The following is a 22598-nucleotide window of genomic DNA, read 5'->3' as shown; positions in this document are numbered from 1 at the left end:
GGCCGCATTCACGACTGGGTGGAAACACGTGATCGACTCCGGCGATGTAGCTCTGGCGGGCACCCGCACGCGCGGCGACACGAACGCCGCGTGCGGTGCCCTGCCCCGCGGCACCGGAGGAGCTTTCGGCGCGGGCTGAACCGAACAGGTGGAGGAAGCATGGGGAAGATCGGTGTCTGGCTGATCGGGGCCCGCGGGTCGGTGGCCACGACGGCCATCGCCGGGGCGGCCGCGATGCGCGCGGGACTGGCCGCGCGCACGGGGTGCGTGACCGAGCAGCCGGACTTCGCGGGGGCCGAGCTGCCCGGGCTGGGGGACCTGGTCTTCGGGGGCCACGACGTCGTCGACACGCCGCTGGTCAAGCGGGCCGAGCACCTGGTCGCGGCGGGCGTGCTGCCGGCGACGCTGCCGGGCCCGGTCGCGGCGGACCTGGAGGCCGCCGAGGCGCGGCTGCGGCCGGCGCCCGACGGCGGTGGCCGGGCGGCGATCGACCGGGTCGTCGCCGACCTGACGGCGTTCGGCGAAGGACTGGACCACGTGGTCGTCGTCAACGTCTCCTCCACCGAGCCGCCCTGCGCGCCGCACCCGGCGCACGCTTCGCTCACGGCGCTGGAAGCCGCGCTGGACGCGGGTGAGGACGTGCTCCCCGCGAGCGCGCTGTACGCCTACGCCGCGTTCCGGGCGGGCTGTGGCTTTGTCGACTTCACCCCTTCCACGGGCGCGCGGCTGCCCGCGCTCGACGAACTCGCCCGCGAGACCGGGCTACCGTACGCGGGCCGGGACGGCAAGACCGGCGAGACGCTGCTGCGGGCGGTGCTCGCGCCGATGTTCGCCCAGCGCGCGCTGAACGTCCTGGCGTGGTCGGGCACGAACCTGCTCGGCGGCGGGGACGGCGCCACGCTCGCCGACCCGGGTGCCGCGTCGAGCAAGAACGCGTCGAAGCAGCAGGTGCTCGAACAGAACCTCGGGCACCCCGTCGACGGCGAGGTCCACATCGACTACGTCCCGGCCCTCGGCGACTGGAAGACCGCCTGGGACCACGTGCTGTTCGAAGGCTTCCTCGGCACGCGCATGACGCTGCAGCTCACCTGGCAGGGCTGCGACTCCGCGCTCGCCGCGCCGCTGGTGCTCGACCTGGCCCGGCTGACCGGCAAGGCCTGCCGCGACGGTGTCGCCGGGCCGGTGGCCGAGTTCGGGTTCTTCTTCAAGGATCCGGTCGGGGACGGCCCGCACGACCTCGCGTCGCAGTACGCGGCTCTGCGTGAGTGGGCGAACCGGTGAAGGCGCTCGTCGAACTCGTCCGCGCGCCCGCCGCGCTGACCGTGCCCGGGGACGCCGTCGCCGGGGCCGCCGCGTCGGGCTGGCCGTTCGGCCGCCGCACGCTCGCGCTGACCGGCGCGTCCGTCTGCATCTACTGGGCGGGCATGGCGCTCAACGACTACGCCGACCGCCACCTCGACGCGATGGAACGGCCCGAGCGGCCGATCCCGTCGGGCCGGGTCTCCCCGGGCACCGCGCTCGGCGTCGCGACCGGGCTGACCGCGGGCGGGCTCGGCATCGCCGCGGCCGCCGGCGGGAGCCGTGCCTTGCGCGTCGCCTTGCCGCTGGCCGCGACCGTCTGGGCGTACGACTTCGTGCTCAAGGAGACCGTGTTCGGGCCGGCCGCGATGGCCGCGGCCCGCACGCTCGACGTCCTGCTCGGCGGCGGTGGGGCCCGGGCGGCCCTGCCGGCGGCGCTGACCGTCGGGGCGCACACCTACGCCGTGACAACGCTGTCGCGGTCCGAAGTGGACGGTGCGAAGCCGGCGCTGCCGGCGGCCACCCTCGCCGCCACGGCCGGGGTGCGCGTCGCCGCGGGCCGCGTCGGGCCGCTGGCCTCGGCGCTGCTCGGGACGTACCTGGCGACGACCGGGCGGGCGCAGTACGACGCCGTCCGCGACCCGGCCGCGCCGAAGATCCGCCGCGCGGTCGGCGCCGGGATCCACGGCATGATCCCGCTGCAGGCCGGGCTGATCGCGCGGACCGGGGCGTGGCGCTCGGCGCTGGCCGTCGCCGCCGCGTTCCCGATCGCGCGGGCGCTGAGCCGGAAGGTGTCGCCGACATGAGGTTCGGGTACGGCACCAACGGCTTTGCCAACCACCGCCTCGGCGACGCCCTGCGCGTCCTGTCGGACCTCGGCTACGACGGCGTCGCGCTGACTCTCGACCACCAGCACCTCGACCCGTTCGGGCCGGACCTCGCCCGGCAGGTCGCGTCGCTGGCCGCCGAACTGGACCGGCTCGGGCTGGCCGTCGTCATCGAGACCGGCGCCCGGTTCCTGCTCGACCCGTGGCGCAAGCACTCGCCGACGTTCCTCGACCCCGACCGCGCGCGCCGCGTCGAGTTCCTGACGCGAGCGGTCGAGATCGCCGCGGACCTGGGCGCGGAGGCCGTGTCGTTCTGGAGCGGGAACAAGCCCGCGGACCTGTCCACAGAGGACGCCTGGGCGCACCTGGCCGACGGGTGCGCCGAGGTGCTCAAGGCCGCCGACGAACACGACGTCAAGCTCGGCTTCGAACCCGAGCCGGGCATGCTCGTCGAAGACCTGGACGGGTACTTCGAGCTGTCCCGGCGCCTCGGCGACCCGGAGCGGTTCGGGCTGACGCTGGACATCGGGCACTGCCGGTGCAACGAGTCCGCGTCCGTGCCCGACTGCGTCCGGCGGGCGTTGCCGCGGCTGGTGAACGTCCAGATCGACGACATGCGCCGCGGCACCCACGAACACCTGGAGTTCGGGAAGGGTGAGATCGACTTCCCGCCGGTGCTGGAAGCGCTGTCGCCCTACGCCGGGCTCGTCGCCGTGGAACTGCCGCGGGACAGCCACGCGGCCCCGCGGATCGCCCGCGAGTCCCTCGAATTCCTGCGGAAGGCGGTGACGGCGTGAACGCCTGGCTGGAGGAAGCCCGGACCAAGGTGGCGGCCGACGCGACCGCGTTGCGCACGGTGTTCCCGGGCGTCGGCCGCCGCGTCGGCCGGGGTCCGTCGGACACCCCGGGGTGGACGGTCGACGACGTGGCCCGCGTGGAGCTGCTCAAGGCGGCTCCCGGGGCCGCGGCGGAGATGCCCGACCTCTACCGCTACGGCGACGCCGCCGAAAAGCGGGCCGTCCTGCGTGGACTGTCCGTTGTGGACATCGGCGACGCCGGGCTCGCCCTGGTCGCGGACGCCCTGCGCACCAACGACCCCCGGCTCGTCACCGCCGCGATGGGGGAGTACGCCGCCGAGCACCTGGACGACGCCGCGTACCGGCACGGCGTCCTCAAGTGCGTCTTCATGGGCATCCCCCTCGCCGAGGTCGCCGGGCTCGACCGCCGGACCGACGGAGAACTGCTGCGCATGATGCGGTCCTTCGCCGCCGAGCGCACCGCCGCGGGCCGCGACGTCCCCGCCGATCTCCGCCCGCTGCTGAACGAACAGGACGCCTGATGCGCATCTTCGACCCGCACATCCACATGAGCTCCCGGACCACCGACGACTACGCGGCCATGCACGCCGCCGGCGTCCGCGCGCTCGTCGAGCCGGCGTTCTGGCTGGGCCAGCCCCGCACGAACGTCGGCAGCTTCACCGACTACTTCGACGCGCTAGTCGGCTGGGAGCCGTTCCGCGCGAGCCAGTTCGGCATCGCCCACCACTGCACGATCGCGCTGAACCCCAAGGAGGCCAACGACCCGCGCTGCGCGCCGGTGCTCGACCTGCTCCCGCGTTACCTGGAGAAGGACGGCGTCGTCGCGGTCGGCGAGATCGGCTACGACTCGATGACCGCCGAAGAGGACAAGGCGTTCGCGGCGCAGCTGGCGCTGGCGATCGACCACGACCTGCCGGCGATGGTGCACACCCCGCACCGCGACAAGGCCGCCGGGACCGAACGCAGCATCGCCGTCGTCCGCGAGTCCGGCATCGCCCCCGGGCGCGTGGTGCTCGACCACCTCAACGAGGTGACCGTCGCGATGGTCAAGGACTCCGGTTGCTGGATGGGCTTCTCGATCTACCCGGACACCAAAATGGACGAAGAGCGCATGGTCGCGATCCTCCAGGAGTACGGCACCGAGCGCGTGCTGGTGAACTCCGCCGCGGACTGGGGCAAGAGCGACCCGCTCAAGACCCGCAAGACCGGCGACGCGATGCTCGCCGCCGGGTTCACCGACGACGACGTCGACCGGGTGCTGTGGCGCAACCCGGTCGAGTTCTACGGGCAGAGCGGGCGGCTTTCCCTGGAAGCGGACGCCGCGGACGCCGAGTTCGCGGGCAACTCGATCCTGCGGGGTGCGCGCAAGTGAGGTTCCGGCACCGCGACGGCACGCTCGTCCACCTCGCCTACTGCACCAACGTGCACCAGGCCGAGGACCTCGACGGCGTGCTCGCCCAGCTGGCCCGCTTCGGCGAGCCGGTGCGGGAACGCCTGGGCGTCGACCGGCTCGGGCTGGGCCTGTGGCTGGCCCGGCCGGTGGCGTCCGAGCTGACCGACGACCCGGGTGCCGTTGCCACGCTCCGCAAGGAACTGGCCGCCCGCGGGCTCGAGGTCGTGACGCTCAACGGGTTCCCGTACCAGGGGTTCCACGACCCGGTCGTCAAGCACAAGGTGTACCGGCCGGACTGGTCGACACGCGAGCGGACCGCCTACACGCTCGACCTGGCCCGGCTGCTCGCCGAACTGCTGCCCGACGACGCCGTGCGCGGCAGCGTCTCGACGTTGCCGCTCGGCTGGCGCACGGAATGGCGAGACGACCGCGGTCAGCTCAACCTGCTCGCCAAGGGACTGGCCGACCAGGACCGTCCGGTGCGGGTGGCGTTCGAGCCGGAACCGGGGTGCGTCATCGAGACGACTGCGCAGGCCGCGTCTCTGCTGTCCGATGTGGACAAGGAATGGCTCGGCGTCTGCCTCGACACGTGCCACCTCGCGGTCGGGTTCGAGGAACCGGCTGCGGCTTTGAGCCGGCTCGAAGCCGCCGGGCTCGATGTCGTCAAGCTGCAGGCGTCCGCGGCTCTGGAGGCCGCCGCGCCGAACGACCCGGCGACGCGGCAGGCCCTGGAGTCCTTTGTGGAACCCCGGTTCCTGCACCAGAGCAACGAAGGCGCCCCGCCGGGCGTCGACGACCTCGATGAGGCATTGGCCGGTGCGCTCCCGGGCGAGGCCCCGTGGCGCGTGCACTTCCACGTCCCGCTGCACGCCGACCCGGCGCCGCCGCTGACGTCGACCCGGCCGGTGCTGGCCGGCACCCTCGCCGAGCTGTTCGGCGGGGCGGCCGCGCGCACCGACCACGTCGAGGTCGAGACCTACACCTGGCAGGTGCTCCCGGACGCACCCGCCGACGACGCCGGGCTGGTCGCGGGCATCGCGGCCGAACTGGACTGGACCCGGCGTTCCTTGATCGAACTAGGCTTGGAAGAGGTTTCCGCATGAGTTTGCTCGTCCTCGACGTCGTCGGGCTGACCCCGCGGCTGCTGCCGCACATGCCCAACCTGCGCAAGATGGCCGAGCCCGGCTTCACCGCGCAGCTCGACACCGTGTTCCCCGCCGTCACGTGCTCGGTCCAGTCGACGTTCCTCACCGGCCTGCAGCCGGCCGAACACGGCATCGTCGGCAACGGCTGGTACTTCCGCGACCTCGGCGAGATCTTCCTGTGGCGCCAGCACAACAGGCTGGTGCAGGGCGACAAGTTCTGGGACGCGGCCCGCCGCGCGCAGGCCGGCCACCGCGTGGCGAACGTCTGCTGGTGGTACGCGATGGGCATGGACGTCGACCTGACGGTCACCCCGCGGCCGATCTACCACGCCGACGGCAAGAAGTCCCCGGACGCCTATACGCACCCGCCGCAGCTGCACGACCGCCTGGTCGGCGAGCTCGGCGAATTCCCGCTGTTCACCTACTGGGGTCCGACGGCCGCGATCACGTCGTCGAAGTGGATCATCGCCGCCGCGCAGAAGATCATGGCCGAGGACAAGCCGGACACCACGCTCGTCTACATCCCGCACCTCGACTACGACCTGCAGCGCTTCGGACCGGACGCACCGCAGGCCGCGGCCGCCGCGCGCGAGATCGACACGGCGTTGAAGCCGCTGCTGGACTTCGCCGCGGCCGGCGGGCACACCGTCGTCGCGCTCTCGGAGTACGGCATCACCAACGCGAGCCGGCCGGTCGACGTCAACCGGGCGCTGCGCCGCGAGGGCCTGCTCAACGTGTACGTCCAGGCCGGCATGGAGTACCTCGACCCGTGGACGTCCCGGGCGTTCGCGGTCGCCGACCACCAGGTCGCGCACGTCTACGTCGCCGACCCGGCGGACATCCCGCGCGTGCGGGACATCGTCGCCGGACTGTCCGGAGTGGACGTCGTGCTCGACGGCGAAGGCCAGGCGGGCATCGGGATCGACCACGAGCGGGCCGGGGAGCTGGTCGCGATCGCGGAGCCCGACGCGTGGTTCACGTACTACTACTGGCTGAGCGACGACCGCGCGCCGGACTTCGCGAAGACCGTCGAGATCCACCGCAAGCCCGGCTACGACCCCGCCGAGCTGTTCTTCGACCCGAACGACCCGGCAGTGAAGCTGAAGGCGGCGTCGGCGCTGGCGCGCAAGAAGCTCGGCCTGCGGTACTCGATGCAGGTCGTCCCGCTCGACCCGGCGCCGGTGAAGGGCAGCCACGGCCGGCTGCCCGACTCGCCCGAGGACGGGCCGGTGCTGCTGTGCTCGGATCCTTCGCTCGCCCGCGAGAAGGTCCACGCCACCGAAGTCAAGGATCTGTTGCTGGCGGCCATTCGTACGGAGTAACGCACCAGGAGGTCAGACATGGCTCGACCGTTGACGTTGTTCACCGGGCAGTGGGCGGATCTGCCGTTCGAGGAGGTGTGCGAGCTGGCGAGCGGCTGGGGTTACGAAGGCCTCGAGATCGCTTGCTGGGGCGACCACTTCGAAGTGGATCGCGCGCTGGCCGAAGACTCCTACGTCCCGGCGAAACTGGAGACGCTGGCCAAGTACGACCTCAAGGTGTGGGCCATCTCGAACCACCTGGTGGGCCAGGCCGTCTGCGACCACCCGATCGACGAGCGGCACGAGGCCATCCTGCCCGCGCGGATCTGGGGCGACGGCGAACCCGAAGGCGTCCGGCAGCGGGCGGCGGCCGAAATGCAGGCCACCGCCCGCGCCGCGGCGAAGCTCGGGGTGTCCACTGTGGTCGGATTCACCGGCTCGTCGATCTGGCACACGGTGGCGATGTTCCCGCCGGTGCCGCCGTCGATGATCGAACGCGGGTACGCGGATTTCGCGACCCGCTGGAACCCGATCCTGGACGTCTTCGACGAGGTCGGCGTCCGGTTCGCCCACGAGGTGCACCCGAGCGAGATCGCCTACGACTACTGGAGCACCGTCCGGACCCTGGAAGCGATCGGGCACCGGCCGGCGTTCGGGCTGAACTTCGACCCGTCGCACTTCGTCTGGCAGGACCTCGACCCCGCCGGGTTCCTGTGGGACTTCAAGGACCGCATCTACCACGTCGATTGCAAGGAGGCCCGCAAGCAGCTCAACGGCCGCAACGGGCGGATGGGCTCGCACCTGCCGTGGGCCGATCCCCGCCGCGGCTGGGACTTCGTCTCCACCGGCCACGGCGACGTCCCCTGGGAGGACGTCTTCCGGATGCTCAACGCCATCGGCTACGACGGCCCGATCTCCATCGAGTGGGAGGACGCGGGCATGGACCGGCTCACCGGCGCCCCCGAGGCACTGGAGTTCGTCCGCAAGCTCAACTTCACCCCACCCACGGCGGCGTTCGACGCCGCGTTCTCCACGAAGTAGCGCTTCTGTTCAACGGGTGACCGCCAGCCCCGTCGGAAGGTGATCGAAACCGGCTTCGCGCCACACCGGGGCGAAGCACGCTCAAAATCAGGAAGGATCCCGCATGTCTCCGTCCCCACCGAAGTGGGCGAGGCTGTTCGGCACCGCACTCCTGGGTGCCGGCCTCCTGCTCACCCTCGACACCCCGGCGCGCGCGGACATCCCGCCCGCGGACTACCAGCAGGTCGCGCTCGCCACCGGCGCGGCCGAGCTCGGCGAGGCGATGTCGCTCGCCGTGCTGCCCGACCGGTCGGTCGTGCACACCTCGCGCGACGGCACCGTCCGCGTCACGACCGCGGCCGGTGCGACGTCGGTCGCGGCCAAGCTGAACGTCTACACCCACGACGAGGAAGGCCTCCAGGGCGTCGCCGCCGACCCCGGGTTCGCGACGAACCGGTACGTCTGGCTGTACTTCTCCCCGCGGCTGTCCACACCGGACGGTGACGCGCCGACCGACGGCACCGAGGCGGACTTCGCGCCGTTCAAGGGCGAGCTGCACCTGTCGCGGTTCGTCCTGAAGACCGACAACACGCTCGACCTGGCCAGCGAGAAGGTCGTGCTGAAGGTCGCCAACGACCGCGGGCAGTGCTGCCACGTCGGCGGTGACATCGACTTCGACGCCGCCGGCAACCTCTACCTGACCACCGGCGACGACACGAACCCGTTCTCCTCCGACAGCTACTCACCGATCGACGAGCGGACCACGCGCAACCCGCAGTTCGACGCGCAACGCTCGTCCGGCAACACGAACGACCTGCGCGGCAAGCTGCTGCGCATCCACCCGCAGGCCGACGGCACCTACACCGTCCCGGCGGGGAACCTCTTCGCGCCGGGCACCGCGAACACGCGGCCGGAGATCTACGCGATGGGCTTCCGCAACCCGTTCCGGATGAGTGTCGACAAACCGACCGGCGTCGTCTACCTCGGCGACTACGGCCCGGACGCCGGCACGACCGACCCGAACCGCGGGCCGCAGGGACAGGTCGAGTTCGACCGGATCACCGGGCCGGGCAACTTCGGCTGGCCGTACTGCACGGGCTCGAACACGACGACCGAGACGTACAACCACTTCACGTTCCCGAGCGGTCCTTCGGGCGCGAAGTACGACTGCGCGGGCGGGCCGACGAACTCCTCGTTCCGCAACACCGGGCTCGCCAAGCTGCCGGTGCCGAAGCCGGCGTGGATCAAGTACGCCGGTGACGAGGGCTCGCCGCCGGAGTTCGGCAGCGGCTCGGAGTCGCCGATGGGCGGGCCGGTCTACCGGTACAACGCCGCTTCGACGTCGACGATCAAGTTCCCGCAGTCCCTGGACGGCAAGTTCTTCGCGGGGGAGTACGGGCGCAAGTGGATCAAGGCGGTGACCGTCAACGGCGACGGCACCCGCGGCCCGATCGAGAACTTCCCGTGGTCCGGCACCCAGGTGATGGACATGGCGTTCGGCCCGGACGGCGCCCTGTACGTCCTCGACTACGGCACCGGCGACGACAACCAGGCGCTCTACCGGATCGAGTACCTCGCGGGCACCAACCGCAACCCGGTCGCGAAAGCCGCGTCCGACAAGACGTCCGGACCCAACCCGCTGACCGTGAACTTCTCCTCCGCGGGCAGCAGCGACCCCGAAGGCGGGGCGCTGAGCTACCGCTGGGACTTCGGTGACGGCTCCTCGTCGACGTCGGCGAACCCCGCGCACACCTACACGACCAACGGCACCTACTCGCCGACGTTGACGGTCTCCGACCCGGAAGGACTGACCGGGACCGCGAGTCTCGTGGTGACGGTGGGGAACACCGCGCCGTCCGTCACACTCGGTTCCCCGATCGACGGCCAGCTGTTCTCCTTCGGTGACACCGTGCCCTTCCAGGTGACGGGCAGCGATCCGGAGGACGGGCCGCTGGACTGCTCGAAGGTCAAGGTCACCTACTTCCTGGGCCACGACAGCCACGAGCACCAGATCACGCAGGCGACGGGGTGTTCCGGCTCGATCGCGGTCCCGGTCGACGGTGAGCACGACGCCGCGGCCAACATCTACGGCGTTTTCGACGCGCAGTACACCGACAAGGGCGGGCTGACTTCGCACAGCGTGCGCAAGCTGCAACCGCGGCACCGCCAAGGCGAGCACTTCTCGGCGCAGTCCGGCATCCAGCTCGCCGACCACGGCTCGGCGGAAGGCGGCCGGACGGTCGGGTACACCGACAACGGTGATTGGATCTCCTTCTCGCCGTACGCCCTGGGCAACGCGACGTCGATCAGCGCGCGCGTGTCTTCGGGCGGCCCGGGTGGGACTCTCGAGGTCCGGGCGGGCTCGCCGACCGGGACGCTGCTGGGCTCGGCGGCGGTGGCCAACACCGGGGACTGGGACACGTTCGTCACCGTGACGGCGAACCTCGCGAACCGGCCGGCCGGGACGACGTCGCTGTACCTGGTGTTCAAGGGCGTGACCGGGCAGGGGAACCTGTTCGACCTCGACGCGTTCACGTTCACGACCGCGTCGGCCGCGATCGAGGGCGAGTCGTTCACGTCCGGCTCGGGCGTGCAGATCGCGCCGCACGCCGCGGCGAGCGGCGGCAACACCCTCGGCTACATCGAGAACGGCGACTGGGCCGGGTACGCCTCGGTGAGCACTGCGGGCGCGCGGACGTTCACCGCGCGGATTTCGTCGGCCGGAGCGGGCGGCACGATCGAGATCCGGTCCGGTTCGGCGACCGGGACGCTGCTGGGGTCGGTGGCCGTGCCGTCGACCGGGGACTGGGAGACCTTCCAGAACGTGACGACGGCGGTGTCCGGTGGGTCGGGGCCGTTGTTCCTGGTGTTCCGCGGCGGTTCCGGTTCCCTGTTCGACGTGGATTCCTTTACGCTGAGCGGTATGCCGACCCAGGTGGACCCGTCGTACGACGTGCTGGTGTTCTCCAAGACGGCGGGCTTCCGCCACGACGCGATCCCGGCGGGCATCCAGGCGCTGCGCGAACTGGGGGCGGCCAACGGCTTCAGCGTGACGGCGACCGAGGACGCGTCGGTGTTCACCGCTGCCTCGCTGGCTTCGTACGAGGCGGTCGTGTTCCTCTCGACCACGGGTGACGTCCTGGACGCGACGCAGCAGGCGGCGTTCCAGTCCTATGTGGAGGGTGGCGGCGGCTACCTGGGCGTCCACGCGGCGGCCGACACGGAGTACGACTGGCCGTGGTACGGGCAGCTGGTCGGGGCGTGGTTCAAGAGCCACCCGGCGATCCAGCAGGCCCGGTTCGTGACGGAGGACGCCACGCACCCGGCGACGGCGCACCTGCCGGCCGTCTGGACCCGGACCGACGAGCTGTACAACTACCGGATGAACCCGCGGGGCAGCGTGCACGTGCTGCAGACGCTGGACGAGTCGAGCTACACCGGCGGCGAGATGGGTGCCGACCACCCGATCACGTGGTGCCACCCGCAGGGCGCCGGCCGGGCGTTTTACACCGGGCTCGGCCACACGATCGAGTCGTACTCGGACCCCGCGTTCCGGACCGAGCTGCTCGGCGGGATCCGGTACGCCGCCGGGGTCGTCGCGGCGGACTGCGGGATCGCTCAGTCGTCCACAGTGGAGGGTGAGTCGTTCACATCGGGTTCGGGCGTGCAGATCGCCCCGCACGCCCCGGCGAGCGGCGGCAACACGCTGGGCTACATCGAGAACGGCGATTGGGCCGGGTACGCGTCGGTGAGCACTTCGGGCATCACGCGGTTCAGCGCGGTGGTGTCGTCGGCGGGAGCGGGCGGCACGATCGAGATCCGCGACGGCTCGGCGACCGGCGCCCTGCTGGGCACGGTGACGGTGCCGAACACGGGCAGCTGGGAGACGTTCCGGACGGTCTCGACCACCGTTTCACCCGGCTCGGGCCCGCTCCACCTGGTGTTCCGGGGCGGCTCGGGCTCGCTGTTCGACATCGACACCCTGACCGTGTCGTAAGTCCGTGAATGGCACATTGAGGGACACTTGGTCCCTCAATGTGCCATTCACGGCTTTCAGGGGGTCACTTCGGCGAGGCCGAGCATGTTGCCCTCGCTGTCGCGGAACCACGCGGCCCGCTCGCCACTGCCCTTGCTCGGGTAGTTGCCGCGGATGTCCATGATCCCGTTCACCGCGCCCTCGTACTCCTCGAAGACGACTCCGCGCGCCCGCAGTTGGGCGACCGCCGCGTCGACGTCGTCCACGTAGAAGCCCATCTGCGTGAAAGACCCGTCGGACGCGCCGGCCGAGGCGAACAGGCAGAAGACACCTGAGGCGCCCTCATAACGCAGGCCGCCTTCGCGTTCTTCCGCCGGTTCCAGGCCGAGCTTCTCCGAGTACCACCGGCGCGCCCGGGCCAGGTCCTGCGTGGGGATGCGGGCTTCGAACCGCGCGTTGCTCAGCATCCCCCGAGGGTAGCCGTCAGCGGACGCCGAGGAGGTGCTCCAGGGCCAGCTGGTTCAGCCGCGTGAAGTGGTACCCGCGCTGGGCCGCCGTGTCCGGGTCGAAGTCGTCCTTCAGGACGTCGTCGAACGTCTCGCCCGGGGCCAGCGTCGGGGTCGACAGGTCCGGGACGCGGGACGCGGCGAGGGCCTCGACGACCTCCGGGTCCGACCGGAACTTGGCCGACTTCTCCTTCAGGATCAGGTAGGTCCGCATGTTCGCCGCCGCCGAGACCCACACGTCCGCCGGGTCCTCCGTGCGCAGCGGCTTGTAGTCGAAGTGGCGCGGGCCCTCGTAGCCGCCGTTCTCCAGCAGGTCGACCAGGAAGAACGCGCTCTTCGTGTCGCCGTGGCCGAAGATCAGGTCCTGGTCGTACTTCGGGCCGTGCTGGCCGTTCAGGTCGATGTGGAAGAGCTTGCCCTGCCACAGCGCCTGCGAAATGCCGTGCACGAAGTTGAGGCCGGCCATCTGCTCGTGCCCGACCTCCGGGTTCAACCCGAACATCTCCGACCGCGACAGCTGCGAAATGAAGCCCAGCGCGTGCCCGATCGTCGGCAGCAGGATGTCGCCGCGCGGCTCGTTCGGCTTCGGCTCGAGCGCGAACCGCAGCGAGTAGCCCTTCTCCACGACGTAGTCCGCGAGGAGGTCGAGGCCCTCCTTGTAGCGGTCCAGCGCCGCCCGGACGTCCTTCGCGGCGTCGGACTCGGCGCCTTCGCGGCCGCCCCACACGACGTACGTCTCGGCGCCCAGCTCGGCCGCCAGGTCGAGGTTGCGGCGCACCTTCCGCAGCGCGTACCGCCGGACGTCACGGTCGTTGCTGGTCAGGCCGCCGTCCTTGAACACCGGGTGGGTGAACAGGTTGGTCGTCGCCATCGGGACCTTCAGGCCGGTCTCCGCGAGCGCCTTGCGGAACCGCTCGATCGCCTTGTCGCGGTCGGGCTCGGTGGCCAGCAGGTCGTCGTCGTGGAACGTCACGCCGTAGGCGCCCAGCTCCGCGAGCCGGTGCACGCTCTCCACCGGGTCCAGCGGCGGCCGCGTCGCGACCCCGAACGGGTCGTTCGCGGGCCAGCCCACGGTCCAGAGGCCGAAGGTGAACTTGTCGGCCGGCTGGGGAGCGTAGTCGCTCATGACTGTCCCTTCATTTAGTTCACGTTGTAGACTAAATATGCGCCGCGGCGGTCCCGGGCGTCAAGAGGCCGGTTAGAGTGCTTCGGAGGAGGGACGCGATGACCCAGGCCGTGCGGCACGATGCGATGCGCGCCCGCAACCTCGAGGTCGTGCTGGGCGCCGTCGGCCGCGGCGGCCCGCTGACCCGCGCCGCCCTCGCCGAACTGACCGGCCTGACGAAGTCGACCGTCTCCAAGCTCGTCGGCGACCTGGTGGACGCGGGACTGCTGGCCGAGACCGGGCCCGCCCGCGCGGGCGAACGCGGCCGCCCGGGCGTCGAGGTCGTGCTCAGCGGGGCGCGGGTGGCGTCGCTGGGGCTGGAGATCAACGTCGACTACCTCGCGGCGCGGGTGCTCGACCTCACCGGCGGCGTCCGGTTCGCCGCCCGCCGCGAGCGGGACAACCGCGGGTCACGGCCGAAGAAGGTCCTTTCCGAACTCCAGGCACTGGCGACCGAAGCGCTGGCCGAAGCCCACCGGCTGGGGCTCGAAGTGGCGGGTGCGGTGCTGGCGGTGTCCGGCCCGGTCGGCGACGGCGTGCTGTTCAGCGCCCCCAACCTCGGCTGGCAGGACGTCCGCCCGGCCGGCCTGCTGCGCCTGCCGGTCCCGGTGGAGCTGGACAACGAGGCGAACCTGGCCGCGCTCGGTGAGCTTTGGTACGGCGACGGCGAGCGCGACTTCCTCTACGTGTCGGGCGAAGTCGGCATCGGCGCGGGCCTGGTCGTGAACGGCACGCTCTTCTCCGGCGCCCGCGGGCTGGCCGGCGAGCTGGGCCACGTCGTGGTCGCACCCGAGGGTCCGCTCTGCCGATGCGGTGGCAGTGGCTGTCTGGAGACCTTCGCGGGCCAGGAAGCGTTGCTGGCAGCGGGGAAGGCGGCTTCCGTGCCGGCTTTGCTGGCCGCCCTCGAAGCCGGTGACGCGACCGCCCGGCAAGCCTGCGCGGCAGCCGGCCGGGCGCTCGGCATCGCCTTGACGTCGGCGGTGAACCTCCTCGACCTGGACCGGATCGTCCTGGGCGGGGTCTTCACCCAGCTGTACCCGTGGCTGTCCGGGCCGGTGTCGGAGGTGTTGACGGCCCGTCTCGGCGGCCTGCGTGGTGAGCCACCGGTGCTGACGGCGTCCCGGCTCGGCGGCGACGCGGCGACGCTGGGGGCGGCGGGCCGGGTCGTGCACCGCGTACTGGCCGACCCTGCGCGGTTCGTGAGCCGCGCTCAGGAGGCGTGAGCCACCGCCGGAGCGGCCAGCCGGGAAGTCCAGTACCGCGTCCGGTCGAGGTAAGCCGTCTCCGAAGCCGCACCCGAAGTCCCATACGCACCAACGAAAGTCCCGTATCCCGAAGCGGGCGGCGACGATCGGGCCGGTTCGATGACCGACCCCTCGTGCCACTCGTTGAACGACGTCACCGAAACCCAGTCCGCCCCCGACGCGAGCGCGTTCTGCCACTCCCGGTCGTAAGTCGCCCCGTTGTCGCGGCCCAGCGTCGGTGTCGTGTTGCCCGGTACCGCGCGATCGTCCACATACCCCGGCCCGACCGACGGCGCCCACACCAGGCCGTTCGCCTCGCAGTACGCGCTCGCGCCCGCCCAACCGGGCGCGGTGGCTCCGGCGATCGCGTCGTAGGTGTACATCCCGCCGAAGTGCGCGACCTTGCTCGTGTCCGTCGTCTGCGCCAGCACGATCGCCGACGACCGCACCTGGTCCAGCACGGTCCAGTCCGTGATGCGCAGGCTTTCGAAGACGTAGAACGCCCCGCGGCCGCCCTCGCGGTAGAACGCGGGACTCGACCCGTACCGGCCCGTCAGGTAGTTGACGTCCGCCACCGTGGAAGCCGCCGTCCGCCCGCCGTAGGGCTCCAGGTGCCAGGCGACGCGGATCCCGTGTCGCGCCGCGGCTTCGAGCACGCCGGCCGCCAGACCGTCCTCATAGGACCGTTGGCCCCACCAGCTGTAGACGATCACCCCGGCGCCCGACTGCTCGATCCACCGCATGTGCTGCTCGACCGCGCCGGAGAAGTCGCCGGAGTCGTACGGCCCCAGCACCGGGTAGAAGTTCGCCCCGATGTCGGCCGGCGGGGTGTGCCCGCCCTGCACCCAGTGGCGGTAGCCGGTGGAACTCTCGCCGTACCACGGGTAGTAGAACAAGTGGGTCCGGGACGAAAGCGCCGCGGCGTGCGCGACGCCCGGCAAAGTGGCCGCCAGCAGGAGAAGCGCGGCGAAGAACGTCGAAATCCGTCGCATGCGGGAACCCCTCGGGTCTGTGGAGTGTTCCAGACCATACGGACGCGGCCCGAGCGAGGGCAATAGTTCACCGCACATACGCAAAATTGCGTCGGAAACCCACCAATACAGCGAAAACCGCCCCGGGCGCACCCGGGGCGGTTTCCGTTGAGCGGGACTAGCTGACGGAGTTGATCAGCACCAGCGAGGAGCCGACCGTGACCCCGGTGTCGGTCTGCACGGTCAGCTGACCGCGCAGGATCCGGCCGGACGCGGGGGCGGCCGTGGCCGTCACCGTCCCCGGCACCGTCCACGACGTGCCCGAAGCCCGCGCCGCGTTCGCGTCGGTCACCGCGACCGAACCGAACGCCGGGTTGGTGAACACGTCGAGGTAGTCGTACTCGGTCGTGCCGGCGGGCACGGCGTACCCGTCGACCAGCGCCACCCAGACACCCGCGGCCGGGTTGGCGATGGTCACCGACTCTTCCGAGTCACCGTCGGCGCTCTGGCCGGCCACCACGCAGGTACCGGTCGTGCAGTTGTACAGCACCAGGTCCAGGTCGGCGCCGACGTCGGACGTCTTGCCGATCGTGGCGGTCAGCGACGTCGAGCCCGGCGTCACCGCGATCTGGTACTGCTGCTGCGCGCCTTCGGTGATCGACGGCCGCGAGACCTTCGCGCTGCCCAGCGTGGCGCCGGTCAGCTTGCCGGTGAACGCGCCGAGCGTGTTCTGCACGGTGTAGGACCGCGCGACCGGCTGGCCCAGCGTGGCCGAGGCGATGGTGTCCGGGTTCGGCGTGATCGCCGTGCCCAGCACCGAAGCCGACAGCTTGAACGCCGCGTCGGCCACATCGGACGTCCGGCGCGCCTCGACGACGATCTCCCACACGCCCGGGAGCGGGTTGGCGATCGTGCGGCTGGTCGGCGTGCCACCGGGGCAGCCGGCACCCGCGTCGGGGAGGTAGCAGTACGTCGTCGACGTGCTGGCCTCGGCGGGGACACCGGTTGGGTCGTAGCGCAGGAACCGCACCTGGCCCTTGCCCGGGGCGCCGGCGCCGGCGTCCAGGTCCACCTTCAGCGCGCTGGCGCCCTGCGGCACCCGCACGAAGTAGCTGGTCGCCTGGTTGCGGGCGATCTTGCCGGCCACGTCGACCTGGAAGCCCTTGTCGGCGGTGAACTCCTGCGGCGCGAAGACCGTGTTGAGGGTCTGCACGTCGACGCCGATGGTCAGCGGGTTGTCCAGGTTCAGCACCGCCGAGTGGGCGCCCGCCTTCTTCGGGTCGACCTTGACGTCGAACTTCACCGGCGTGTTCAGCGGCAGGACCACCGTGGACTTCGACGAGAACGTCCCGTCGTTGCCCGTCCACCGCGCGAAGTACGGCACCGGCTGCGCCGAACCCGTGGTGCGGGTGATCGTGTACGTGCGGGTGTACGCCTTGCCCGTGGTCACGCCTTCGCGGTCGTGGATGCCCACGCCCGTGTTCGGGGTGGCCAGCAGGCCCGAGAGCGCGGTGTGCACCTCGACCGACGTCGAAACGGTGTCCGGCTTCGGGTTCAGCGACAGCGCGACGAACGCGGCGGGGACGTTGAACAGGCCCGCGCCCTGGGCGTACGCGTCGATGCCCGGCACGAACCGCGCGGTCGACTTGATGGCCGAGCGCAGCTGCGCGACCGGCGGCCGCTGACCCTTGTGCGTCGCCTTGTACGCGCTCACCAGCAGTGCCGCCGCGCCGGTCGCCTGCGGCGACGCCATCGACGTGCCCTGCAGCATCGCGTAGCCCGCGGGCAAGCCGTACGTACCGGCCACCGGGCCGCCCGCTTCCCAGCGCGGGATGGTCGCGATCGCCGCGCCGGGCGCGATGATGTCCGGCTTGAAGCCGCCGTCCTCACGCGGGCCGCGCGAGGAGAACGGGTGCAGCGACTCGGCGTTCTTGGTGACCGAGCCGTAGTTCGACAGCCAGGTCTCCTTGGTGATGTACGAGCCGACCGAGATCGCGTCCGTGGCCACCGACGGGTCGCCGACCGTGTTCGCCCCGGCGCCGCTGTTGCCGGCCGAGATGAAGATCTGGACGTTGTACTCGGCGATCGTGCGGTTGTAGAGCTCCGCACGGGCGTTGTTGCCGTCGTTGAGGGCGGGCAGGCCGCCGATCGAGATGTTGATGACGTCGGCGCCGTGGCTGGCCGCGTAGACGACACCGTCGATCAGGCCCGACGACGTGCAGGCGGTGCCGGTGAGGCAGACCTTGACCGCCAGGAGCTTCGCGCCCGGGGCCGCGCCGTCCATCTTGCCGCCGAAGAGGTCGTTGCCGGCGGCGATGCCCGCGACGTGCGAGCCGTGCTCGGCGCCGGAGATGCCGATGCCGACGTAGCCCGGCTTGTCGGTCTGGACCACGAAGGCCATCCGCTCGGCGACGTCGGTCGCCGGGTTGTCCGTGCCGAAGAAGCCGTAGTCGTACTTCTTGGCGTAGTCGGTCATCGGCTTCTCGTCGGTGAAGTCGCCGTTGCCGTTGAGGTCGACCCGGACCTCCTTGGTCGCGCTGTCGAGCAGCACGCCCCACGAGTCGGCGCGGTCGCCGTCGCGGTTGACGTCACCGCCGGTCTCGCTGTCCGCGCCGCCCAGGTCGCCGGCGGTCTCGCTGAAGACGCCGAAGGTGTACGGGCCGCCGGTCGCCGGGGCCGTCCAGCTCTTGCCGTTCGCGGTGAAGGCGCCGGTGTAGGTCTCGGTGGACTGCTTGACCCAGGTGCCGTCACCGGAGTTGGTGGCGTTGGCGTTGTACCAGTCGACGATCTTGCGCTCGCCGTGGCTGGTGGTCGCCAGCGCGGGCGAGTCGAGGTCGACGCCGGAGTCGAGCACCGCGACCGTGGTGTCCTTGCCGTCCCAGTTGGGCAGGACCTGGCCGAACTGCGCCGCGTAGGTGTCCCCGGTCGGCAGGTACGGGTTGACGCGCGGGGTGTTCTTGCCCGGGGCCGGCTGCGGCAGCGGGGTGGTCGCGCCGTCGGGCTTCGGGTCGTCGCGGTAGACGAGGCCGTCGACGTCTACGGCGTTGACCGCCTTGAGCTTCGCGGCCTTCTCCGCCTTGTCCGGCGCGATGCTGACCTTGACGTAGTCGAGCTTGGTGTCGGTGGACTGCACGACGCCACCGAGCGCCTTGAGCTGGTCGACGGCCGCGCCGGTCTGGCCCTTCTCGGCCGCGATCAGCAGCGTCACGTCGGGCTTGCCGGCCTTCTCGGCTTCGGCGACGAGCGCGCGGTCGTGCTCGTCGAGGGTCTTGCCGTCGGCCGCGCCCGAGGTCGGCGGGGCCTGCTGGGCGGACGCCACGGGAACGGCGATGCCGAGGACGGAGGCGCCGAGTGCGGTGGCGAGGACGGTGATCCCGGCCCGCCGTCTCCAGCGCGATCTGAGCTGTGTCACTGAAACGACCCTTCGTGAAGAGATGCGTCCGACAAGAAGACGTCCGAGAAGTACACAACGTGAGATCTTCGGCAGCAATCAGACAGTTAGCCCATCAACCGCAATTGGTTGTAGGCCGAACGGCCCAACGTGATCACCGGTTAGGCGGCCACCGGAAGCGGCACTTTCACGTGAAAGTGCCGCCTTGCTATACGTGCGTGTAGCGAGCTATATTTTCGTGTAGTCGACTACATGGACGTATAGGACCGAGGATGAGCACCGAAGACTTCACCGCGAGGGCCCGGATCCGGGACGCCGCCATCCGCCTCTTCACCGAGCGCGGCATGGAGAAGACGTCGATCCTCGACATCGCCGAGGAAGCCGGGGTCTCGGGCGGGCTCATCCGCCACCACTTCGGCTCCAAGGACGGGCTGCGCGAGGCGTGCGACGCGTACGTCTTCGACGAACTGGTGAAGTTCAAGGAGGACGTGCTGGCGAAGGGCGCCGCGAACCCCGGCTTCCTGCCCGTGTTCGACGACCGCCAGCTGCTCTTCCGCCGGTACCTGGGCCGCGCCATGGTCGACGGCTCCGCCGCCGCCGACGCGCAGTTCACCGAGATCGTCGACGAAACCGAGCGCTACTTCCGCGAGCAGGGCATGGACATGCCGGACCCGCGGGGCGTCGCGGCCGCGCTCGCCGCGATGACCGGCGGGCTGATGATCCTGCAGGACCACGTCGCCCGCGCGCTCGGCGAGGAGCCGGGCACGAACGAGGCGATGCTGCGGATGTCCGCGGCTGCCGGGCACCTGTTCATGAACCCGCTCGCCAACCCCGAAGTCCTCGAAAAGGCCCGCGAAGCGCTGGCCGCCTACCGAAGGAAGGAATGACGATGGCCGAAGCGATCACCGCCGACGGCCTCACCAAGGCGTTCGGTTCCGCGAAAGCCCTCGACGGGCTCGACCTGACCGTCCACACCGGCGAGGTGCACGGGTTCCTCGGACCCAACGGCGCCGGCAAGACCACCACGATCCGCGTCCTGCTGGGGCTGATGCGGGCCGACGGCGGCCGCGCCACCCTGCTCGGCGGCGACCCCTGGACCGACGCCACCGAGCTGCACCGCCGGCTCGCGTACGTCCCCGGCGACGTCACGCTCTGGCCCAACCTCACCGGCGGCGAGGTCATCGACCTGCTCGGCCGGCTGCGCGGCGGTCTCGACACCGCCCGGCGCGCGGAGCTGATCGAGCGCTTCGACCTCGACCCCCGCAAGAAGGGCCGGACGTACTCGAAGGGCAACCGGCAGAAGGTCGCGCTCGTCGCGGCGCTCGCGTCCGATGTGGAGCTGCTGATCTTCGACGAACCGACGTCCGGGCTCGACCCGTTGATGGAAGAGGTGTTCCGGCAGGTCGTCGAGGAGGAGCGGGAACGCGGCGACCGGACCGTGCTGCTGTCCTCGCACATCCTGTCCGAGGTCGAGGCGCTCTGCGACCGCGTGACGATCATCCGGGCCGGGCGGACCGTCGAATCGGGGACCCTGGACGAGTTGCGGCACCTGGGGCGGATCACGATCGACGCCTCGCTCGCGCACGTCCCGGCCGACCTGGCTTCGCTGCCGGGCGTGCACGACGTGAGCTCGTACGGCTCGCACGTCCACCTGTCGGTCGACCAGACCGCGCTCGACGACGTCATGCGGCACCTGGCCGAGGCGGGCCTGCGGAACCTGGTGAGCCGGCCGCCGACGCTCGAGGAGCTGTTCCTGCGCCACTACCGCCACGACGAGCCGGTCGGAGCGACGCGATGACCGGGACGTGGTCGCTGCTGCGGCTGGTGCTGCGTCGCGACCGGCTCCTGATGCCGCTGTGGATCATCTGCCTGGCGATCGCGCCGATGGGCTACCTGTCGTCGATCGAGGCGGCCTACCCGGACGCGGCGGCGCGGCAGCACTTCTACGACCTCAACGCCTCCAGCGCGACGTTCGTGGTCCGCAACGGCCCGTTGTACGGCTCGTCGGTGGGGAACCTCCTGGCGTGGCAGTGCGGGTTCGTCCCGGTCGTCGTCGGGCTGATCGCGCTGCTCACGGTGGTCCGGCACACCCGGACCGAGGAGGAGGCGGGACGCCGGGAGCTGACCGGCGCGACGGTCGTCGGGCGGCACGCGGGCCTCGCGGCCGCAGTGCTGGCTTCCTGCGGCGCCAGCCTGGTGTACGGGATCCTGGTCGGGCTCGGCGTCGGCGCGCAGGGCGTTCCGTTCGCCGGAGCGTTCGCCCTGGGCTTGGGCTTTTCCTTGGCAGGCTGGGTGTTCGCGGGGATGGGGGCGGTCGCGGCGCAGCTGACGTGGGGTGCGAGCGGGGCCCGCGGCGTCGGGATCGGCGTGCTGGTGCTCGCGTTCCTGCTGCGGGCCGCGGGGGACAGCGGCTCGGCGGGCTGGCTCGCGTGGCTGTCGCCGATCGGCTGGGCGCACCGGATGCGGCCGTTCGCGGGGGAGCAGTGGTGGGTCCTGCTCCTGGCGCTCTTCGCCACGGGGTTGCTGGTGGTCCTGGCGGTCGCGCTGTCGGCTCGCCGCGACCTCGGCGCGGCACTGCTTCCGGCCCGGCTGAGGCGTTCCGGCGCGCGGGCGTCGCTGCGGTCGCCGCTGGCGCTGGCGTGGCGGCTGCAGCGGGGGACGCTGCTGGTCTGGACCGTCTGCCTGGCGCTGGGCGGGCTGCTGATGGGCGGGGTCGGGAAGAACGTCGCGGAGATGATGCGGGACAACCAGGCCGTCGCGGACGTGTTCTCGCGCGTCGGCGGTGGCGGCGCGGTGACGGACGCGTACCTGGCCGGGACGATGACGTTGTTCGGCTTGGCGGCGGCGGGTTACGCGATCCAGGCGACGCTGAAGCTGCGTGCGGAAGAGGCGGCCGGACGGGCGGAACCGGTGCTGGCGACGGCGGTCGGCCGCACCGGCTGGGCGCTCGCGCACTTGACGTTCGCGTTGCTGGGCTCGGCGTTCCTGCTGGCTGTCACGGGTTTGGCGACGGGGTCGGCATACGGGGCTCCGCTGGTCCCGGCGGCGCTGGCCCAGTTGCCGGCCGTGTGGGTGCTGGCCGGGCTGTCGGCGTTGCTGATCGGTCTGGTCCCGCGGTTCGCGGCGGCGGCGTGGGGGCTGCTGGGTGCGTTCCTGCTGTTGTCGCTGGTGGGGACGGCGTTGCGGTGGAACGACGTGGTACTGGGGATCTCGCCGTTCCAGCACCTGGCGAGGCTGCCGGGCGGGACGTTCTCGGTGGCGCCGGTGGTCTGGCTGGTCGCGATCGCCGCGGTGGCCGGGATCGGCGGCCTGGCCGCGTTGCGACGGCGTGACATGCCGGTGGGCTGAACCGCCGTGAATGGCACATTGAGGGACGTAGTGTCCGGCAATGTGCCATTCACGGACTTGGCGGCAACCGAGGGAGTCGAACCCTGCGCGGCTTGTGAAGGCGGCGCCCATGGACCGGCCCTGACCCTTCGGCGGGCGACGGCTGCCATCACTTACAACGGTAGCTAATACCCATCTCATTCCCATCTCACTCT

General features: G+C 71.2%; 17 protein-coding genes. 13 read left to right on the top strand and 4 right to left on the bottom strand.

Annotation, left to right across the window (positions count from 1 at the left end):
- The first annotated feature begins 159 nt into the window (after window positions 1-159).
- The 9 genes from BLV96_RS29040 to BLV96_RS29000 all read left to right on the top strand — a co-directional run bounded on the left by BLV96_RS29040 (window position 160) and on the right by BLV96_RS29000 (window position 11800).
- Window positions 160-1281 (top strand): inositol-3-phosphate synthase, encoded by a 1122-nt coding sequence (locus BLV96_RS29040; protein WP_086671579.1) that lies wholly within the window; start codon window positions 160-162, stop codon window positions 1279-1281.
- Window positions 1266-2105, top strand: a complete 840-nt coding sequence (locus tag BLV96_RS29035; RefSeq protein ID WP_086671577.1) for an SCO3242 family prenyltransferase — start codon at window positions 1266-1268, stop codon at window positions 2103-2105. Before BLV96_RS29040 ends, BLV96_RS29035 begins: the two co-directional genes overlap by 16 nt.
- Window positions 2102-2923: a sugar phosphate isomerase/epimerase family protein gene (locus BLV96_RS51465; protein WP_086671574.1), complete on the top strand. Its 822-nt coding sequence runs from the start codon at window positions 2102-2104 to the stop codon at window positions 2921-2923. Before BLV96_RS29035 ends, BLV96_RS51465 begins: the two co-directional genes overlap by 4 nt.
- Complete coding sequence (locus BLV96_RS51460; RefSeq protein WP_086671572.1) at window positions 2920-3465, top strand: EboA domain-containing protein; 546 nt, start codon at window positions 2920-2922, stop codon at window positions 3463-3465. The genes BLV96_RS51465 and BLV96_RS51460 overlap by 4 nt, the downstream gene beginning before the upstream one ends.
- Window positions 3465-4316: a TatD family hydrolase gene (locus BLV96_RS29020; RefSeq protein ID WP_086671570.1), complete on the top strand. Its 852-nt coding sequence runs from the start codon at window positions 3465-3467 to the stop codon at window positions 4314-4316. The genes BLV96_RS51460 and BLV96_RS29020 overlap by 1 nt, the downstream gene beginning before the upstream one ends.
- A complete protein-coding gene (gene eboE / locus BLV96_RS29015) occupies window positions 4313-5440 on the top strand; it encodes a metabolite traffic protein EboE (protein ID WP_086671568.1) in 1128 nt (375 codons plus the stop codon). Before BLV96_RS29020 ends, eboE begins: the two co-directional genes overlap by 4 nt.
- Window positions 5437-6804: an alkaline phosphatase family protein gene (locus tag BLV96_RS29010; protein WP_086671566.1), complete on the top strand. Its 1368-nt coding sequence runs from the start codon at window positions 5437-5439 to the stop codon at window positions 6802-6804. Before eboE ends, BLV96_RS29010 begins: the two co-directional genes overlap by 4 nt.
- A gap of 18 nt (window positions 6805-6822) precedes the next feature.
- Complete coding sequence (locus BLV96_RS29005) at window positions 6823-7824, top strand: sugar phosphate isomerase/epimerase family protein (RefSeq protein WP_086671564.1); 1002 nt, start codon at window positions 6823-6825, stop codon at window positions 7822-7824.
- 103 nt (window positions 7825-7927) lie between these two features.
- Window positions 7928-11800, top strand: coding sequence for a carbohydrate-binding protein (locus BLV96_RS29000; protein WP_086671562.1), 3873 nt, complete (start codon window positions 7928-7930; stop codon window positions 11798-11800).
- A gap of 56 nt (window positions 11801-11856) precedes the next feature.
- On the opposite strand, the gene BLV96_RS28995 is transcribed toward BLV96_RS29000, so the two are convergent.
- Together BLV96_RS28995 and xylA are read right to left on the bottom strand one after the other, a co-directional pair.
- Window positions 11857-12246 (bottom strand): VOC family protein, encoded by a 390-nt coding sequence (locus BLV96_RS28995; protein WP_086671560.1) that lies wholly within the window; start codon window positions 12244-12246, stop codon window positions 11857-11859.
- Between the two features lie 16 nt (window positions 12247-12262).
- Window positions 12263-13411, bottom strand: coding sequence for a xylose isomerase (gene xylA / locus BLV96_RS28990; protein ID WP_086671558.1), 1149 nt, complete (start codon window positions 13409-13411; stop codon window positions 12263-12265).
- Window positions 13412-13509: 98 nt separating this feature from the next.
- Here xylA and BLV96_RS28985 point away from each other — a divergent pair, with 98 nt between their 5' ends.
- Window positions 13510-14673, top strand: a complete 1164-nt coding sequence (locus tag BLV96_RS28985) for an ROK family transcriptional regulator (RefSeq protein WP_086671556.1) — start codon at window positions 13510-13512, stop codon at window positions 14671-14673.
- Here BLV96_RS28985 and BLV96_RS28980 read toward each other — a convergent pair.
- Window positions 14661-15686, bottom strand: a complete 1026-nt coding sequence (locus BLV96_RS28980; protein WP_086671554.1) for a glycoside hydrolase family 99 protein — start codon at window positions 15684-15686, stop codon at window positions 14661-14663. The genes BLV96_RS28985 and BLV96_RS28980 overlap by 13 nt on opposite strands.
- A 157-nt stretch (window positions 15687-15843) precedes the next feature.
- Window positions 15844-19077 carry a S8 family serine peptidase gene (locus BLV96_RS28975; RefSeq protein WP_091389629.1) on the bottom strand — a complete coding sequence of 1078 codons (3234 nt, stop codon included), beginning with the start codon at window positions 19075-19077 and terminating at the stop codon, window positions 15844-15846.
- A 251-nt stretch (window positions 19078-19328) separates the two neighbouring features.
- On the opposite strand from BLV96_RS28975, the gene BLV96_RS28970 reads away from it, so the two are divergent.
- From BLV96_RS28970 to BLV96_RS28960, 3 genes are read left to right on the top strand one after another with little or no spacing between them, the layout of a single operon-like run.
- Window positions 19329-19943: a TetR/AcrR family transcriptional regulator gene (locus tag BLV96_RS28970; protein ID WP_086675143.1), complete on the top strand. Its 615-nt coding sequence runs from the start codon at window positions 19329-19331 to the stop codon at window positions 19941-19943.
- Window positions 19944-19945: 2 nt separating this feature from the next.
- Window positions 19946-20854, top strand: coding sequence for an ABC transporter ATP-binding protein (locus BLV96_RS28965; protein ID WP_167379763.1), 909 nt, complete (start codon window positions 19946-19948; stop codon window positions 20852-20854).
- Complete coding sequence (locus tag BLV96_RS28960; protein WP_086675145.1) at window positions 20851-22404, top strand: ABC transporter permease; 1554 nt, start codon at window positions 20851-20853, stop codon at window positions 22402-22404. The genes BLV96_RS28965 and BLV96_RS28960 overlap by 4 nt, the downstream gene beginning before the upstream one ends.
- The last annotated feature ends 194 nt before the right edge of the window (window positions 22405-22598 follow it).

The sequence above is a fragment of the Amycolatopsis pretoriensis genome (assembly GCF_900107925.1).
Taxonomy (GTDB): Bacteria; Actinomycetota; Actinomycetes; order Mycobacteriales; family Pseudonocardiaceae; genus Amycolatopsis; species Amycolatopsis pretoriensis.
Note: the sequence above shows the minus strand (reverse complement) of the source record. Positions and strands in the feature narration are given on the sequence as shown.